Annotated in this window: 15 protein-coding genes; 11 read left to right on the top strand and 4 right to left on the bottom strand. The window is 69.7% G+C overall.

Annotation, left to right across the window (positions count from 1 at the left end; all coding sequences use genetic code 11):
• Positions 1-111 precede the first annotated feature (111 nt).
• The 9 genes from VMR06_RS12385 to cysK all read left to right on the top strand — a co-directional run bounded on the left by VMR06_RS12385 (position 112) and on the right by cysK (position 7,818).
• A complete protein-coding gene (locus VMR06_RS12385; RefSeq protein ID WP_325376758.1) occupies positions 112-888 on the top strand; it encodes a DNA-binding domain-containing protein in 777 nt (258 codons plus the stop codon).
• A 61-nt stretch (positions 889-949) separates the two neighbouring features.
• On the top strand, positions 950-1,597 hold the full coding sequence (gene rnt / locus VMR06_RS12380) for a ribonuclease T (RefSeq protein WP_325376756.1): 648 nt from the start codon (positions 950-952) through the stop codon (positions 1,595-1,597).
• A gap of 31 nt (positions 1,598-1,628) precedes the next feature.
• Entirely contained in the window at positions 1,629-1,916 is a 288-nt protein-coding gene (locus tag VMR06_RS12375) for a zinc ribbon domain-containing protein (protein ID WP_325376754.1), read from the top strand.
• Between the two features lie 296 nt (positions 1,917-2,212).
• Complete coding sequence (pstS, locus tag VMR06_RS12370) at positions 2,213-3,232, top strand: phosphate ABC transporter substrate-binding protein PstS (RefSeq protein ID WP_414648125.1); 1,020 nt, start codon at positions 2,213-2,215, stop codon at positions 3,230-3,232.
• A 138-nt stretch (positions 3,233-3,370) separates the two neighbouring features.
• A complete protein-coding gene (pstC, locus tag VMR06_RS12365; RefSeq protein WP_325376753.1) occupies positions 3,371-4,345 on the top strand; it encodes a phosphate ABC transporter permease subunit PstC in 975 nt (324 codons plus the stop codon).
• Positions 4,342-5,232, top strand: a complete 891-nt coding sequence (pstA, locus tag VMR06_RS12360) for a phosphate ABC transporter permease PstA (RefSeq protein ID WP_414648123.1) — start codon at positions 4,342-4,344, stop codon at positions 5,230-5,232. The genes pstC and pstA overlap by 4 nt, the downstream gene beginning before the upstream one ends.
• Positions 5,233-5,305: 73 nt before the next feature.
• A complete protein-coding gene (gene pstB / locus VMR06_RS12355; RefSeq protein ID WP_325376766.1) occupies positions 5,306-6,049 on the top strand; it encodes a phosphate ABC transporter ATP-binding protein PstB in 744 nt (247 codons plus the stop codon).
• Positions 6,050-6,058: 9 nt separating this feature from the next.
• Positions 6,059-6,787, top strand: coding sequence for a phosphate signaling complex protein PhoU (gene phoU, locus VMR06_RS12350; protein ID WP_325376751.1), 729 nt, complete (start codon positions 6,059-6,061; stop codon positions 6,785-6,787).
• Between the two features lie 77 nt (positions 6,788-6,864).
• Complete coding sequence (gene cysK, locus VMR06_RS12345; protein WP_325376749.1) at positions 6,865-7,818, top strand: cysteine synthase A; 954 nt, start codon at positions 6,865-6,867, stop codon at positions 7,816-7,818.
• Here the strand turns inward: cysK and VMR06_RS12340 are convergent.
• The 4 genes from VMR06_RS12340 to rnr all read right to left on the bottom strand — a co-directional run bounded on the left by VMR06_RS12340 (position 7,749) and on the right by rnr (position 13,445).
• A complete protein-coding gene (locus tag VMR06_RS12340) occupies positions 7,749-9,641 on the bottom strand; it encodes a hypothetical protein (RefSeq protein ID WP_325376747.1) in 1,893 nt (630 codons plus the stop codon). The two genes, cysK and VMR06_RS12340, sit on opposite strands and share 70 nt — an antisense overlap.
• A gap of 29 nt (positions 9,642-9,670) precedes the next feature.
• Positions 9,671-10,426 (bottom strand): 23S rRNA (guanosine(2251)-2'-O)-methyltransferase RlmB, encoded by a 756-nt coding sequence (rlmB, locus tag VMR06_RS12335; protein ID WP_325376745.1) that lies wholly within the window; start codon positions 10,424-10,426, stop codon positions 9,671-9,673.
• A 161-nt stretch (positions 10,427-10,587) separates the two neighbouring features.
• Positions 10,588-11,085 (bottom strand): DUF1579 domain-containing protein, encoded by a 498-nt coding sequence (locus VMR06_RS12330; RefSeq protein WP_325376743.1) that lies wholly within the window; start codon positions 11,083-11,085, stop codon positions 10,588-10,590.
• A 41-nt stretch (positions 11,086-11,126) separates the two neighbouring features.
• Positions 11,127-13,445, bottom strand: coding sequence for a ribonuclease R (gene rnr / locus VMR06_RS12325; protein WP_325376764.1), 2,319 nt, complete (start codon positions 13,443-13,445; stop codon positions 11,127-11,129).
• A 356-nt stretch (positions 13,446-13,801) separates the two neighbouring features.
• Between rnr and VMR06_RS12320 the strand changes: the two genes are divergently transcribed.
• Positions 13,802-14,740, top strand: a complete 939-nt coding sequence (locus VMR06_RS12320; protein WP_325376741.1) for an aldo/keto reductase — start codon at positions 13,802-13,804, stop codon at positions 14,738-14,740.
• 214 nt (positions 14,741-14,954) lie between these two features.
• Positions 14,955-16,274: an NTP/NDP exchange transporter gene (locus VMR06_RS12315; protein ID WP_325376739.1), complete on the top strand. Its 1,320-nt coding sequence runs from the start codon at positions 14,955-14,957 to the stop codon at positions 16,272-16,274.
• The last annotated feature ends 3 nt before the right edge of the window (positions 16,275-16,277 follow it).

The following is a 16,277-nucleotide window of genomic DNA, read 5'->3' as shown; positions in this document are numbered from 1 at the left end:
AACGCGACTTCAACTTCCCGCCGCTCGACGAGCTGATCGGCGAGGTGCGGTCGGTGCGCGAACGCCAGCAGGCCGCGGCGCGCTCCGGCACCGCGCCGGCACGGGCCGCACATGGCTGAGGACGCCTACGCCGGCGCGCTCGAGGCCCGCCAGCGCGCGTTCTGCGCGCACTTGCGCGATCCGGATCGCCGGGCGCCGCCGCCGGACGTCGCACCGCGCCGCATGGCGGTCTACCGCGAGCTGGTCTTCAATACCGTCGAGGGCCTGCTCGCGGCGAACTTCCCGGTGATCCGCGCGCTGCACGACGCGCCGGCCTGGCAGGCGCGCGTGCGTGCGTTCCTGCGCGATCACGTCAGCCATACGCCGCTGTTCACGGAGGTCGGCCGCGAGTTCGTGCGCTTTCTCGATGCGCGCGCCGAGGCCGGCGCGGACGATCCGCCGTATCTGGCGGAGCTGGCGCATTACGAATGGAGCGAGCTGGCGCTGATGCTCGACGAGGCCTCGCTGGCCGACGCACCGGCGCACGATGCCGGCGGCGACCTCGCCGAGGGCGTGCCGGTGCTCTCGCCGCTGCTGCGCGTGCTCGCCTATCGCCACCCCGTGCACCGGATCGGCCCCGCGGCGATTGCGGACGCCACGCCGCAGCAGCCGACGCTGATCGCGCTGACGCGCGATGCGGACGGGGACGTGCACTTCCTCGAGATCGACGCATTGACCGCGCTGCTGATCGAGGCGCTGCGTCACGATCCGGACTGCAGCGGCGGCGAAGCGGTCGCGCGCGTGCTCGCGCAGCTCGGCCGCGACGAACCGGCCCTGCGGGCCGCGGGCCTGGCGATGCTGGCCGAGCTGCGCCGTCACGGCGCGCTGCTCGGCACGCGACGCGGCTGACGCGCGCGGCCGCGTACCGTCCCAGTATCGCCCGATCGGCGCGATCCGCTATTCTCGGCGGATGCAGCCTTCCTCTTCTCCCCGGCGCATCGCCGAGCGCTTCCGGGGCTATCTTCCTGTCGTCGTCGACGTCGAGACCGGCGGCTTCGACGCCGAACGCGACGCCCTGCTCGAGATCGCCTGCGTCGTCATCGGCATGGACGCCGACGGTCAGCTCCACCCGCAGCCGACGGTGTCGACGCACGTGGTGCCGTTTCCGGGCGCGAACATCGACCCGCGCGCGCTCGAGATCACCGGCATCGATCCGGACCATCCGTTCCGCAATGCGCTCGAGGAGCGCGCGGCGCTCGACCACATCTTCAATCCGGTCCGCAAGGCGCTGCGCGAGGCGGACTGCCAGCGCGCGATCCTGGTCGGCCACAATGCGGCGTTCGACCTCGGCTTCCTCAATGCCGCGATCCGGCGCACCGGCCACAAGCGCAGCCCGTTCCACCCGTTCAGCTGCTTCGACACGGTGACGCTCGGCGGCTTGGCCTACGGGCAGACCGTGCTCGGCAAGCTGATGGTCAGCGCGGGCTTCCAGTGGGACGCCAACGAGGCGCATTCGGCGGTCTACGACACCGAGCGCACCGCCGAGCTGTTCTGCCGCATCGTCAACCGCTGGAAGCAGATGGACGACGCCTGGACGCTGCAGTACGGCGGCGCTTGATCGGCCGGCGGGCCGGCCGCATGCTCCGGACATGCCGATCCACCACTACCGCCCTCGCGACGCTGCTGCCGCCTGTCCGCAGTGCCGCGCCGGATTCGATCTGCTGCAGCGCCTGGCCGATCCGGCGCTGACCGCCTGCCCGGCTTGCGGCGCGGCCGTCGAGCGCGTGATCTCGGCGCCGCAGGTCGTCAGCGGCGGCGCGCATCACCTGCGCGAATCGAACGTCGCCAAGAACGGCTTCACGCAGTACCGCCGCATCGGCAAGGGCCTCTACGAGAAGACCGCCGGCAAGGGACCGGACGTCATCAGCGGCGACTGAGCGCCGCCGGCCGTGCGCCGCGTCACGACCATCCTTGCGCTTCCGATGACGGCGCGCCGCCGCACGGCGACCTCGCCCGTCCACGATCCGGGCGCTCCTGCGGATCGCCGGCCGTCATACGGCGTCATCGGATGACATCGATACAAACCATTGATCTGTAAAGATTCACTACCGCCGCCGCGAGGCCTGGATCGGCCGCTGAAACACGACTGACATATTTCCCACATCGTTCTGCAACCTCCCGGGGCTACAAAGCGCGCCATCGCTTTGTCCATTCAGCCCAAGGAGTCGCCAGCGTGTCCATCTCGATCAAGCTGCGTGCGGTCGCACTCGGTCTCGCCACCGTGTTCGCCGTCGGCACCACCCAGGCCGCGGAAGTCACCGGCGCCGGTGCCTCTTTCGTGTTTCCGCTGATGTCCAAGTGGTCGGCCGACTACAACGCGGCCACCGGCAATCGCATCAACTACCAGTCGATCGGCTCCAGCGGCGGCATCGCCCAGATCAAGGCCGGCACGGTGGACTTCGGCTCGTCCGACGCGCCGCTCAAGCCCAACGACCTGGCCGACGCCGGCCTCGTGCAGTTCCCGTCGGTGATCGGCGGCGTGGTGCCGGTGGTCAACGTCGAGGGCATCGGCCCGGGCCAGCTCAAGCTGACCGGTCCGGTCCTGGCCGACATCTTCCTCGGCAAGATCACCAAGTGGAACGATGAAGCGATCGCCAAGCACAACCCGGACCTCAAGCTACCGTCGGGCACGATCTCGATCGTGCATCGCTCGGACGGCTCGGGCACGACGTTCAACTTCGTCAACTACCTGTCGAAGGTGAGCCCGGCGTTCAAGGACAAGATCGGCGAAGGCACCTCGGTGCAGTGGCCGTACGGCCTCGGCGGCAAGGGCAACGAGGGCGTCGCCGCCTACGTCAAGCAGGTCAAGAACGCGGTCGGCTACGTCGAGCTCGCCTACGCGCTGCAGAACAAGATGGCGTACGTGTCGCTGCAGAACGAGGCCGGCCATTTCGTGCAGCCCAGCGCCGAGACGTTCGCCGCCGCGGCCGCCAGCGCCGACTGGAAGAACGCCAAGGACTTCAGCCTGGTCATCACCAACGCGCCGGGCGACGAGGCCTGGCCGATCGCCGCGACCAACTTCATCCTGATGCACGCCCAGCCCAAGGACGCCGCCCGCGCCAAGGCCGCGCGCGAGTTCTTCACCTGGGCCTACTCCGAAGGCAAGACCCAGGCCTCGGCGCTGGACTACGTGCCGCTGCCGGCCTCGCTGGTGGAGCAGATCGAAGCCTACTGGGCCGCGAAGATCAAGTAAGCGCTGTACGGTCGCCGGCCTGCGCCGGCGACGTTTCGAGCCGAGCGGACGGCGCCCTGCCCTCGTGGCCGCGGCGCCCTCCGCTCCCTCTTTTCCGGTCGGCGCCGAGCGCGCCGATCCCAACGCACGGGTAGACGCATGAGCAGCCTGGCTGCCGATGCGGTTCTGATCGAGGAGCGGCGCGCGCGCCGCGACGAACGGCAGGACCGCGGTTTCAGCATCGCGCTCGGATTGACCGCGATCCTCGTCCTGATCGCGCTGGCCGGCGCGGCGCTGTCGATGCTCTGGGGCGGTCGCGAGGTGCTCGCGAGCGAGGGCTGGCGCTTCTTCTTCTCGACCGAGTGGAACCCGGTCGAGAACCGCTACGGTGCGCTCGTTCCGATCTACGGCACCCTGGTCACCGCGATCGTCGCCATGGTGATCGCGGTGCCGGTCAGCTTCGGCATCGCGCTGTACCTGACCGAGGTCGCGCCGACCTGGCTGCGCGGACCGGTCGGTTCGGCGATCGAGCTGCTGGCCGGCGTGCCGTCGATCATCTACGGCATGTGGGGCCTGTTCGTGCTGGTGCCGGTGATGACCGAGTACGTCACCCCGTGGTTCAACGACCACCTCGGCACGCTGCCGCTGATCGGCGTGCTGTTCCGCGGCCCGCCGCTCGGCATCGGCATGCTGACCGCCGGCTTCGTGCTGGCGATCATGGTGATTCCGTTCATCTCCTCGGTGATGCGCGAGGTGTTTCTGACGGTGCCCACACGCTTGAAGGAATCGGCCTACGCGCTCGGCTCGACCAAGTGGGAAGTGGTCTGGGACGTCGTGCTGCCGTATACGCGCTCGGCGGTGATCGGCGGCGTATTCCTCGGCCTCGGCCGCGCGCTCGGCGAGACGATGGCGGTGGCCTTCGTCGTCGGCAACACGGTGCGCTTCTCGCCGTCGCTGCTCGAACCGGGCACGACGATCGCGGCGCTGATCGCCAACGACTTCGCAGAGGCGACCGACAGCTATCGGTCGGCGCTGCTGCTGCTCGGCTTCGTGCTGTTCATCGTGACCTTCATCGTGCTCGCTGCGGCACGCCTGATGCTGATGCAGCTCGCGCGCAGGGAGGGCGGCCGATGAACAGCGTCGTCGCTCCGCTGCCGGAAAGCCCGGTCGCGCGCCGCCTCTATATGCGCCGCGCCCTGGTCAACCGGCTCGCCCTGGTGCTGTCGTGCGCCGCGGCGCTGTTCGGCCTGTTCTTCCTGTTCTGGATCCTCTGGACGACCGTCTCGCGCGGCATGGCCGGCATCAACCTGGCGCTGTTCACGCAGATGACGCCGCCGCCGATGGAAGAAGGCGGTCTGCTCAACGCGTTCTTCGGCAGTGCCGTGATGTGCCTGCTGGCGATCCTGATCGGCACGCCGCTCGGCATCGCCGCCGGCACTTGGCTGGCCGAGTACGCCGGCGCGCGCAGGATCGGCACGGTGATCCGCTTCGTCAACGACATCCTGCTGTCGGCGCCTTCGATCGTGCTGGGCCTGTTCGTCTACACGATCGTCGTCGCGCAGATGGGCGGCAGCTTCTCGGCGCTGGCCGGCGCGATCGCGCTGGCCTTCATCGTGCTGCCGGTGGTCGTGCGCACCACCGACGAGATGCTGCGCCTGGTGCCTTCGCAGATGCGCGAGGCCGCGCTGTCGCTCGGCATCCCGCAGTGGAAGGTGATCGCCCAGGTGCTCTACCGCAGCGCCTCGGCCGGCATCGTCACCGGCATCCTGCTGGCGCTGGCGCGCATCAGCGGCGAGACCGCGCCGCTGCTGTTCACCGCGTTCGGCAACCAGTACTGGAGCACCGACCTGACCCGGCCGATGGCCAGCGTGCCGGTCGTGATGAACCAGTACGCCGGCAGCCCCTACGAATCCTGGCAGGTTCTGGCCTGGGCCGGCGCCCTGGTGCTGACCGCCTTCGTGCTGCTGCTCAGCCTGCTCGCACGCGCCATTCTCCTCAGGAACAAGATCAGCCATGACTGACGCACCGTTTGCGATTTCCACGCCGACCGTCGGCGGTTCGCCGCGCGCGGCCGAGGCCGGCGCGGCGCCGAAGATGAGCGCGCGCAACCTGGACTTCTTCTACGACGGGTTCCACGCGCTCAAGAACGTCAACATCGACATCGCCGAGAAGCGCGTGACCGCGCTGATCGGACCGTCCGGCTGCGGCAAGTCGACCCTGCTGCGCATCTTCAACCGGATCTACGCGCTGTACCCGAAGCTGGTCGCCAAGGGCGAGGTGCTGCTGGACGGCGAGAACATCCTCGACCCGTCCTATGCGCTCAACCGGCTGCGCGGCAAGGTCGGCATGGTGTTCCAGAAGCCGGTGCCGTTTCCGATGTCGATCTACGAGAACATCGCCTACGCGATCCGTCACTACGAGAAACTGTCCAAGGCCGATCTGGACGTACGCGTCGAGCAGGCGCTGGTCCAGGGCGCGCTGTGGAACGAGGTCAAGGACAAGCTCAAGCAGAGCGCGCTCGGCCTCTCCGGCGGCCAGCAGCAGCGCCTGTGCATCGCGCGCGCGGTCGCGCTCAAGCCCGACGTGCTGCTGCTCGACGAGCCGACCTCGGCGCTGGATCCGATCGCCACCGGCAAGATCGAGCAGCTGGTCGCCGAGCTCAAGGAGCACTACACGATCGCGATCGTCACCCACAACATGCAGCAGGCGGCGCGCTGCTCGGACTACACCGCCTTCATGTACCTGGGCGAGCTGATCGAGTTCGGCGCGACCGACAAGCTGTTCACAAAGCCGGCCAAGCAGCAGACCGAAGACTACATCACCGGCCGTTTCGGCTGAGGACCCCTGATGAACGCACCCGTTTCCGAGCACATCGTCAAGAGCTACGACGCCGAACTCCAGCGCCTGACCCAGGAGATCCAGCGCATGGGCGACCTGGCGCTGGCCGAGCTGGAGGCGTCGATCGACGCCGTCGTCAAGCGCGACAGCGAGGCCGCCGAGATCGTCGTCGGCAGCGATGGCGCGATCGACGCGCTGGAGCTCGAGGTCAGTCACGACGTGGTCCAGCTGCTGGTCGCGCGCGCGCCGATGGCGCGCGACCTGCGCGAGGTCATGGCCGCGCTGCGCATCGCCGCCGACATCGAGCGCATCGGCGACTACGCGGCCAACGTCGCCAAGCGCGCGATCTCGCTGAACCAGCTCGCGCCGGTCAAGCCGGTACACGCCCTTCCGCGCCTGGCCGAACTGGCCGGCGAACTGTTGCGCGACGTGCTCGACGCCTATCGCGACCGCGACGCCGACGCCGCCCTGCTCGCCTGGGCGCGCGACGAGGAGCTCGACGAGCTCTACACCAGCCTGTTCCGCGAGCTGCTGACCTACATGATGGAAGACCCGCGCAACATCACCGCGTCGACCCATCTGCTGTTCATGGCCAAGAACATCGAGCGCATCGGCGACCACGCGACCAACATCGCCGAGAACGTCTACTACCTCGTGCACGGCAGCCGCATCGGCCAGATCCGCCGCAAGGGCGACGCCACCGCCAGCACCGTGCTGCACGGCCCGGCGGCCGAGTAGCCGCGCCGGCCGGACTGGCCGGCGCTCGCGGCCGGGACTATGCTGGCCCCCGATCGGCCACGGTACGGAGACGCGCGATGATCCACGCCAGCATCCTCGACACGATCGGGCGCACGCCGGTCGTGCGCATCAGCCGCCTCGCGCCGCCCGGCGTGTCGATGTACGTCAAGTGCGAGGCCTTCAATCCGGGCGGGTCGGTCAAGGACCGGCTGGCGCTCGCGATCATCCTCGACGCCGAGGCCAAGGGCCTGCTCGCGCCCGGCCAGACCGTCGTCGAGGCGACCTCGGGCAATACCGGCGTCGCGCTGGCGATGGTCTGCGCGGCGCGCGGCTATCCGTTCGTCGCGTTCATGGTCGAGACGTTCTCGATCGAACGCCGCAAGCTGATGCGCGCCTACGGCGCCAAGGTGATCCTGACGCCGGCGGCCGAGCGCGGCAGCGGCATGGTCCGCCGCGCGGCCGAGTTCGCCGAGAAGCACGGCGCGTTCCTGGCGCGCCAGTTCGAGAACGAGGCCAATCCGGCCTGGCACCGCAACACCACTGGTCCTGAGATCCTGCAGGACTTCGCCGGACAGCGGCTGGACTGGTTCGTGACCGGCTGGGGCACCGGCGGCACGCTGACCGGCGTCGGCGAGATGCTGCGCGCGGCGCGGCCCGAAGTCCGCATCGCCGCCGCCGAACCCGGCCCGGCCGCCCTGCTCGCCGGCGCCGAATGGAAGCCGCACCGGATCCAGGGCTGGACGCCGGATTTCGTGCCGGCGGTGCTGAACCGCACCGTCGTCGATCGCCTGCTTGCGGTCGACGAATTCCTCGCGCGCGACACCGCCCGCGCGCTGGCGCGCGACGAGGGCATCTTCTGCGGCGTCTCGGCAGGGGCCACGTTCGCCGCCGCGCTGGAGATCGCGCGCGAGGCGCAGGAGGGCGACGTGCTGCTGGCGATGCTGCCCGACACCGGCGAACGCTATCTCAGCACGTACCTGTTCGAGGGCGTCGAGGAAGGATCGGACGAGGCGTGGCTGGCCTCGTTGTGAGCACTCGGCGACGGTGTTTCCGGACGCTCGAAGCCGGGTAGCTCGGTCAGTACGAGACCCGAAGTCCCTTCACGATCGACTCGAACCAGTCTGTACCGCACGCGTGGATCGTAGTCGCGCACGTAGGCGGTGAAACCGCGTTTGCGCGGCACCGAAAGCCGGATCGCGCCACCACCATCGTCGAAGCGTGTGAAAGCCGCGAAGCCGCGAACGCCGCCTGCCTCGTCCACGACCACCAGGCCTCCGGCGTCGGCGACATAGGCGATCCCGCTCGCGACGATGCCTCTGACACGCGCTGCAGGGCGACGGTCGCGCGCATCTTCGACCGGCTCGAGATCGACGATGCGAACCGTCGCTTCGCCGCTGGACGCGCGCAATGGCGACAGATGCCGACCCAGCAGCGCCGCATACGGTGACGCGAACATTCCGAGACGCTTTTGCTGCATCAGTTTCAGAGTCGCGATCCGTTCTTCCAGGCTGGCGTCGGGCCGATGGTCCGGAAAGATCCGGGGGTCGATGACGTCGGACAACGCCGCCGCCTCGGTCGCCGCGTTGCCTTCGTAGAGTGCGGCCGCCCAGCTCGCCGCCGAGCGGTGGGTGGGCGCGACCACGATCGGTACGGCAGCCGCCAGAAGCACGATCACGGCACGCGCCGGACCGCTGAGCCGCGTACTCCAGGAGAGCGTCAGCAGGCCCAACCCCAACCAGAACAGGCACGGCCAGACCAGATAGCGGTCGGCGAAGATCTGTTCCGGATGCTGTTCGAAGTACGCAAGCCGCCCCATTCCGATCAGCAGGGCACTGGCGGCACCGAACAGCATGAAGGTATAGGCCAAGATCGCCACGCGATCGAGCTTGCGTCTGTGCCAGACGCCCCACAGCACCTGGCCGGTCAGCACGATCAGCCCGACCGCGCCGGTGAAAACGGCTCCGGCGCCGCGCCAGGGCAAGTGCAATACGTTTTGAATCTGCGTAGCCGAGGAGGCGAGGAGTCCGGCGATCCGCCGGCTCGACTGTGCGCCGGCCAAACTCGCATTCATCGGTGGATCGGCCATTCCGAACCAGGCATGGATCCAAGGAGACGCGAGCCAGCGTGCCGCTATCGTGAAATTCTCGACCGGGCGCAATTGAAGGGACTGGCGCACCCCCTGGTCGCCGGGCAGCAGTACCAGATAGGCCACCATGCACAGCCCCGCCGTGACCGCCAGCGGCAGCAGGCCCCGCCAGGACACACCGCTCATCCAGGCGATGCAGGCGAATGCGGCGAAGCAGGCCACGCCGGTGCCGAAACTGAACGTCGCGGCCGCCGCGGCAAGTCCGGCTCCCCACATCCAGAGTGTCTCCCCGGAGACGGTGGCCCGGTGGACCGCCCAGGCGCCGAGCACCAGGCTTGCGATCACGAGATAGACCGGCACCATCTCGTTGCTGTGTAGCAGCATTCGCGCGTTGGCGAGCCAGAACACGGCGATGCACGAGAAAGCCACACCGGCCGCACGCACCGAGGCCGGCCATGAGCGCTGGCGGAGCACCGCCAGTGCGGTCAGCGCGACGGCAAGAATCGCCAGGAACGCGCCGACGACGATTTGCAGCTTCAGGCTGCCCTCGAAAGACCGCAATTCCCAGACACGAACGAGCGCCGGCAGAATGGGCCGGTGCCCGTTCTCGAGCTGCAGGGCATTGTCGGGGAACGGACGCAGAATGTAGTTCGGATAGAACCGGTACTGATCGGCCATCAGCTGCGGAAAAGCCAGATTGGCGATCGCGCCGATGCCAGTCAGCAGATAATAGGCTGCCGCTACGGCGAAGAAGGCGACTGCGCCCAACGTCGCCGTCCGTGCGATGGTTCGATGCCTCATGCGCTAGCGGATCTCGCATGGCGCTGCCGCAGCACCTCGAACAGCGCCACGCCGGCCGCGACCGAAACGTTGAGGCTCTCGACCTGGCCGCGCATCGGGATGTGCGCGAGGAAATCGCAGGCTTCGCGCGTCAGGCGGCGCATGCCCTCGCCTTCGCTGCCCATGACCAGGGCGACCGGACCGTCGAAGTCCACCGCGTAGAGCGGCGTGGTGCCCTCGCCGGCCAGGCCGGTCAGCCAGACGCCGCCGTCCTTGAGCGCCTTGAGCGCGCGCGCGAGGTTGGTCGCGGCGACGAACGGCACGCGGTCGGCGGCGCCGGCCGATGCACGGCGCACCGTCGGCGTGATGCCGACCGCCTTGTCCTTGGGCACGATCACCGCGCTGACACCGGCAGCTTCGGCGCTGCGCAGGCAGGCGCCGAGGTTGTGCGGATCGGTCACGCCGTCGAGCACCAGGAACAGCGCCTCTCGGCCGGCCTGCTCGATCAGCTGCGGCAGCTCGGCCTCCGAACGCGGCGGCGGCACGGTGTAGCGCGCCGCGATGCCCTGGTGGCGCGTGCCGCCGGTCATGCGGTCCAGCGCCGCGCGGTCGCGCGCATGCGGGCGCACGCCGAGCTCGCGCGCGCGCTCGGACAGTTCGCGGATGCGCGGATTCTGCGAGCCGGTCTCGATGTACAGCTCGACGATGTTGCCGGCGTCGTAGTTCAACGCGGCCTCGACGGAGTGGATGCCGCTCAGCAGTTCGGTGCTCATCGATCGTCAGGGGGAGTCGTTGCGAAGCCGGAAACGGCCGGCGGGCCGGCTATTGTGACCGAACCGGCCGCCGCCCGCCGCAGCCGACCGGCGGCGCATCGCCCGATGCGTCGCGACGCCGCGGCCGCCGCGCCCGACCGGACGCCCCCGCGTCCGCGGCATCAGTCGCGGCGGTAGACGATCTCGGTGGCCTTGACCTCCTCGCCCTCGGGCGAGACGTTCCAGGCGGTCAGGATCAAGGTATCGTCGTCGGGCTGTTCGATCGTGCTGCGCCAGCCCCAGCTCGGCGAGCCGTCGTGGCCGCCGTAGCGGCCGAGCACGTCGAGGCGGCCGCCCTCGCCGCTGCCGGTCGACCACAGGATCGAGCTGCCGGTATGGAAGCTGTCGATCCAGGCGATCTCGTGACGGCCGGCATCCAGATGCCGGCCGATCAGCGCGAGTCCCTCGAGCGGCTGATCGCCGAACGCGCCCTGATACTCGTGGATCACGAAACGCCCGCCGAGCGCGGCGCGGATCGTGCCGCGGATCGGCGATTCGTCGGCCAGCTCGTCGCGCTCGAACCACACGCGCGAGGTGCCGTGCCAACTGCCGACCATGCGCATCAGCGCATGATGCAGGCCGCCCGGGGCCTGCGAGGCTTGCAACGCGTCATTGCCCATACCCTGCCCCTTGCTCGTGCCGGTCAGCCGTTGCCTGGTCGTCAGCCGCCGGACTTGCGCGATCGGCGCGACTTGCCGCGCTGCGCGGCCGGAGCCGGAGCCGGCACCGGCGCCTCCTGCGGCATCACCAGGCGGAAGTCGATCTTACGATCCTCCAGGCTGGCGCGCAGCACCTGCACGCGCAGCGCATCGCCGAGGCGGAACGCCAGGCCGCGCCGCTCGCCGGTCAGCAGGTGGCGGATCGGGTCGAAGTGGTAGTAGTCGTTCGGCAGCTGGGTGATGTGGACCAGTCCGTTGATCTTCGAATCGACCAGCTCGACGAACAGTCCGAACGAGGTCACGCCCGAGACGACGCCGTCGAACTCGCTGCCGACGTGCTTCTCCATCCAGGCGCAGCGGTAGCGCTCGTCGACGTCGCGCTCGGCTTCGGACGCACGGCGCTCGTTGTGCGAGCAGTGCGTGGCCATGATCGCCATGTCGCCGGCGCTGTAGCGGTAGTCGCCGGGCTTGCCGCCGGCGAGGGCGTGGCGGATCGCGCGGTGCACGAGCAGGTCCGGATAGCGCCGGATCGGCGAGGTGAAATGCGCATACGCATCGAGCGCGAGTCCGAAGTGGCCGGTGTTCTGCGGCTGGTAGACCGCCATGCTCTGCGAGCGCAGCACGACCGACTCGATCAGGCCGGCATCGGGCCGCTTGCGGATCGCCAGCAGCAGCTTCGAGAAGTCGGCCGGCTCGACCTCGCCATAGGCCGGCAGGCGCAGGCGGAATTCGCGCAGAAACTCGAGCAGGTCGCCGTACTTGGATTCGGGCGGCGGCTCGTGCACGCGGTACGGCGCCGGTACGCGTCTCTTCAGCAGGAAGCGCGCCGCCTCGACATTGGCGGCGATCATGCATTCCTCGATCAGCATGTGCGCATCGTTGCGCTCGCGCGCGTCGAGCTGCACCACCTCGCCAGCGGCGTCGAGCCGGAACTCGACCTCGCGGCTGCCGAAATCGATCGCACCACGGCGGCGGCGCGCCTCGGCCAGTATCCCGTAGAGACGGTGCAGATGATCGAGGTGTTCGGTCAGCGCGCCCAGACCGGCGCGCGTGTCGGCATCGCGTTCGCCGATCGCCTTCCAGACCTGGTCGTAGGTCAGGCGCGCGTGCGAGCGCATCACGGCCGGATAGAAGCGCGTGCCGGAGACCTCGCCTTCGTGGTCGATGCGCATGTCGCAGACCATGCACAGACGGTCGACGTTCGGATTGAGCGAGCAGATGCCGTTGGACAGGCTCTCGGGCAGCATCGGCACGACGAAGCCCGGGAAGTAGACCGACGTGGCGCGCGAATAGGCCTCCTCGTCGAGCGCGGTGCCGGGCCGCACGTAGTGCGAGACGTCGGCGATCGCGACGATCAGCCGGTAGCCGGTACGCGTGGGCCGCGCATGGACCGCGTCGTCGAAGTCCTTGGCGTCGGCGCCGTCGATCGTCACCAGCGGCCAGTCGCGCAGGTCGACGCGGTCGGCGATCTCCTCGGCGGCGACGGTCGGCTCGACCCGGGCCGCCTCGTCGAGCGCGGCCTGCGGCCATTCGTGCGGCAGGTTGTGGCTGGCAATCGCCATCTCGACGATCAGCGAGGGTTCCAGCCGCTCGCCGAGCACGGCGACGATGCGGCCGATCGGGCCACGGTAGGCGGTCGGCGGCTCGGTGATCTCGGCGATGACGATCTGCCCGGCGCGCGCGCCGGCGCGCTCGGCCGGTGGGATCAGGATGTCCTGATGGACGCGGCGGTCGTCCGGCGAGACGAGCATCAGCCCGTTCTCCTCGACCAGACGGCCGACCAGGCGCGCAGGGCGCCGCTCGAGCACTTCGACGATCGCACCCTGGCGGCGGCCGCGGCGGTCGACGCCGATCACGCTGCCGAGCACGCGATCGCCGTGCAGCACCTGGCGCATCTGCGCCGGCGACAGATACAGGTCCTCGCCGCCGGCATCGGCGCGCAGGAAGCCGTAGCCTTCCGCGTTGGCGATCACGACGCCCGGGATCAGATCGAGCTTCTGCGCGACGCCGAAACCGCCGCGGCGGTTCTGCAGCAATTGGCCGTCGCGGACCATCGCGGCGAGCCGCTTGGACAGCGCATCCAAGTCGGGCGCCTCGTGCAGCTGCAGGGCCTCGGCGATGCGCTCCACGCGCAGCAGTTCGCCGCGGTCGGCGAGCAGTTGCAGGATCGCCTCGCGGCTCGGAATCGGCCGCGCATAGCGGCTGGCCTCGCGCTCGGCCTGCGGATCGGCGACGGCGGCGCGGGCGGCCTTCGGAGCGCGCGGAGCGGAGGCGGCAGCGGGCGGAGCGGGATGTGCCGATCGCGGTGGCGGCTCGGGCATCCAGGGCGGACGGGGCTTGCGGGGGGCGTTCTTCTTGTTGTCGGCCGGGCGCGCGTCATCGCGCCCGGAACCGCCGTTGCGTCTCTTGCGCGCGGCGGGTGGGGTCTTGGGCAATGGATTCTCCTTGAGTGCTCGGGCCAGCCTGAGCCAAGCCCGGATGGATTGCAACCGCGCGCGCGGCGAGGCCCACACGCTAGCAGCGGCCGGCTGACTGCGGACTCACCGGGGGCTGCTGCCGGCAGCCGCGGCCGCAGGGGCGCGCGGCGCGCGCCAGGCGGCTGAACGCAATCTTCACACGATCCGCAGCCGTGCCGCCAAAATCGGACTCCACCGCAACCCGCACGAGGACACCGCCGATGACGACGCGACGCCAGTTCATGACGCTTTCCGCCGCCGCCGCCGCCGCGGCAGCCGGACTGCTGCCGGCCGGCCTGCTGACCGGCGGCACCGCCTGGGCCCAGACCGCGGCCGCGATGCAGACCCGCAAGATCCCCTCCAGCGGCGAGGCGATACCGGTCATCGGCATGGGCACCTCGGGCAGCTTCCAGGTCGGCGAGACCGCGGCCGAGCGCGATCCGCTGCGCGAGGTGCTGCGGCGCTTCTTCGCCGGCGGCGCGACCGTGATCGATACCGCGCCGAGCTACGGCACCGCCGAGGCCGTGATGGGCGACCTGCTCGCCGAGCAGGACCTGACGTCCAGGGCCTGGCTCGCGACCAAGCTGTCCGGCGTCAAGGGCCGCGAGGCGGGCCTCGCGCAGTTCGCCGGCTCGCTGACGCGGCTCAAGACCGACAAGGTCGCCCTGCTCGCCGTGCACAACCTCGGCGACTGGAAGGAGCAGTTCGAGGTCATCCGCCAGCTCAAGGCCGAGGGCAAGGTGCGCTACAGCGGCCTGACCCATTATCTGGAGAGCGGGCACGACGCGCTGGTCGAAGTGGTCCGTGCGACGCGTCCGGATTTCCTGCAGATCAATTACTCGGTCAGCACGCGCGGCGCCGAGAAGCGCGTGCTGCCGGTCGCGCAGGAGCTCGGCGTCGCGGTGATGATCAATCGCACGTTCGAGGACGGCCAGCTGTTTGCGCGCGTCAAGGACAAGCCGCTGCCGGCCTGGGCCGGCGAGGCCGGCATCGGCTCCTGGGCGCAGGCGTTCCTGAAGTTCGCGCTGAGCCACCCGGCGGTCACCGTGGTGATCCCGGCGACCGGCAAGCCGGACCGGCAGAGCGACAATCTCAAGGCCGGCAGCGGGCCGACGCTGACGCAGGCCCAGCGCGACGATCTGATCCAGCTGATCGGCTGACTCGACGCCCGGGCGGCCGGCCAGGACCGCGCACCGGTGCATCCGCTGCGCGGTTCGCGCCGACGATACCGCAGCCGGTCCTTTGCGGACTTGCCGGCGCCGGTGGCGTCCGGTACATGCTGACGCGACTGGCGACCGGCCGGCCGCCGCGTCGTCGTGCGGGCCGGAGCGCCTGGATCCGTCGTCCCTCTTGCGCTTCCGAACAGGCCCCGCCATGACCTCGACCGCCTCTCCGTTCACCGCCCGCCTGGCCCGGCTGTTCGATGTCCGGCCCGAGGAAATCCAGGGCGTGCTCGCCGGACTGGCACTGTTCTTCCTGCTGTTCGCGAGCTACTTCATGCTGCGGCCGGTGCGCGAGACGATGGGCATCGCCGGCGGCATCGAGAACCTGCAATGGCTGTTCACGGCGACCTTCGTCAGCTCGCTGCTGGTGCTGCCGCTGTTCGGCTGGCTGGCCGCGCGCGTACCGCGCCGGCAGATCCTGCCGTGGACCTACGGCTTCTTCACGCTGAACCTCGTCGCGTTCGCGATCGGCTTCGTGCTCGATCCGGAGAACGTCTGGGCCGCGCGCGTGTTCTACGTCTGGCTGTCGGTGTTCAACCTACTGTCGATCTCGCTGGCGTGGAGCGTGCTGGCCGATCTGTTCGCGAGCGCGCAGGCACGCCGGCTGTTCGCGATGATGGCCGGCGGCGCCAGCCTCGGCGGCCTGACCGGCCCGCTCCTGAGCACGCTGCTGGTCGGCACGATCGGCCATGCCGGCCTGCTGGTGCTGTCGGCGGCGCTGCTCGCCGCCGCGATCGGCGCGGCATACCGGCTGCAGCGCTGGCGCGACGCGAACCCGCTGAAGGAAGACGAAACCGTCGCGCGGCGCCGGCCGCTCGGCGGCAGTCCGTTCGCCGGCGCGACCGCGGTGCTGAAGTCGCCGTTCCTGATCGGCATCGCGGTGTTCGTGCTGCTGCTGGCCAGCGTCAATACGTTCCTGTATTTCGAGCAGGCGCACCTGGTCAAGGCGGCCTTCCCCGACCGCGCCGACCAGACGCGCGTATTCGGCACGCTCGACATCGTCGTGCAGACACTGGCGATCCTGACCCAGGTTTTCTTCACCGGCCGCATCGCGCAGCGCCTCGGCGTCGGCATCCTGCTGGTCGCGGTACCGCTGGTCGTCGCGGCCGGCTTCCTGTGGATGGCGGTGGCGCCGGTGTTCGCGGTGTTCGCGGTCGTCATGGTGGTCCGCCGCGCCGGCGAGTACGCGCTGGTGCGACCGGGCCGCGAGATGCTGTTCACTGCGGTCTCGCCGGAGGCCAAGTACAAGGCGAAGAACTTCATCGACACCGTGGTCTATCGCGGCGCCGATGCGCTGAGCGCCTGGGTCAAGGCGCTGATCGACATGATCGCGAGCCATCCGGCGCTGGCCGCGCTGATCGGCGCGGCGATCTCGCTGGTCTGGGGGCTGACCGGCGGCCTGCTGGCGCTGCAGCAGCGGCGGCTCGAGGCGACGCAGGCGCGGCAGCCGAGTACGCCGCCCGGCGGCTGACGC

It is taken from the genome of Dokdonella sp., from assembly GCF_035511235.1.
Lineage (GTDB): Bacteria > Pseudomonadota > Gammaproteobacteria > Xanthomonadales > Rhodanobacteraceae > Dokdonella.
Note: the sequence above shows the minus strand (reverse complement) of the source record. Positions and strands in the feature narration are given on the sequence as shown.

What these genes read in the sequence shown, in the direction of transcription:
- rnr (WP_325376764.1), bottom strand. Translation starts at nt 13,445, where the DNA reads ATGCCCGAGCCGCCACCGCGATCGGCACATCCCGCTCCGCCCGCTGCC.
- rnt (WP_325376756.1), top strand. Translation starts at nt 950, where the DNA reads ATGCAGCCTTCCTCTTCTCCCCGGCGCATCGCCGAGCGCTTCCGGGGC.
- pstA (WP_414648123.1), top strand. Translation starts at nt 4,342, where the DNA reads ATGAACAGCGTCGTCGCTCCGCTGCCGGAAAGCCCGGTCGCGCGCCGC.
- VMR06_RS12385 (WP_325376758.1), top strand. Translation starts at nt 112, where the DNA reads ATGGCTGAGGACGCCTACGCCGGCGCGCTCGAGGCCCGCCAGCGCGCG.
- VMR06_RS12375 (WP_325376754.1), top strand. Translation starts at nt 1,629, where the DNA reads ATGCCGATCCACCACTACCGCCCTCGCGACGCTGCTGCCGCCTGTCCG.
- VMR06_RS12315 (WP_325376739.1), top strand. Translation starts at nt 14,955, where the DNA reads ATGACCTCGACCGCCTCTCCGTTCACCGCCCGCCTGGCCCGGCTGTTC.
- cysK (WP_325376749.1), top strand. Translation starts at nt 6,865, where the DNA reads ATGATCCACGCCAGCATCCTCGACACGATCGGGCGCACGCCGGTCGTG.
- phoU (WP_325376751.1), top strand. Translation starts at nt 6,059, where the DNA reads ATGAACGCACCCGTTTCCGAGCACATCGTCAAGAGCTACGACGCCGAA.
- pstC (WP_325376753.1), top strand. Translation starts at nt 3,371, where the DNA reads ATGAGCAGCCTGGCTGCCGATGCGGTTCTGATCGAGGAGCGGCGCGCG.
- rlmB (WP_325376745.1), bottom strand. Translation starts at nt 10,426, where the DNA reads ATGAGCACCGAACTGCTGAGCGGCATCCACTCCGTCGAGGCCGCGTTG.
- pstB (WP_325376766.1), top strand. Translation starts at nt 5,306, where the DNA reads ATGAGCGCGCGCAACCTGGACTTCTTCTACGACGGGTTCCACGCGCTC.
- VMR06_RS12330 (WP_325376743.1), bottom strand. Translation starts at nt 11,085, where the DNA reads ATGGGCAATGACGCGTTGCAAGCCTCGCAGGCCCCGGGCGGCCTGCAT.
- VMR06_RS12320 (WP_325376741.1), top strand. Translation starts at nt 13,802, where the DNA reads ATGACGACGCGACGCCAGTTCATGACGCTTTCCGCCGCCGCCGCCGCC.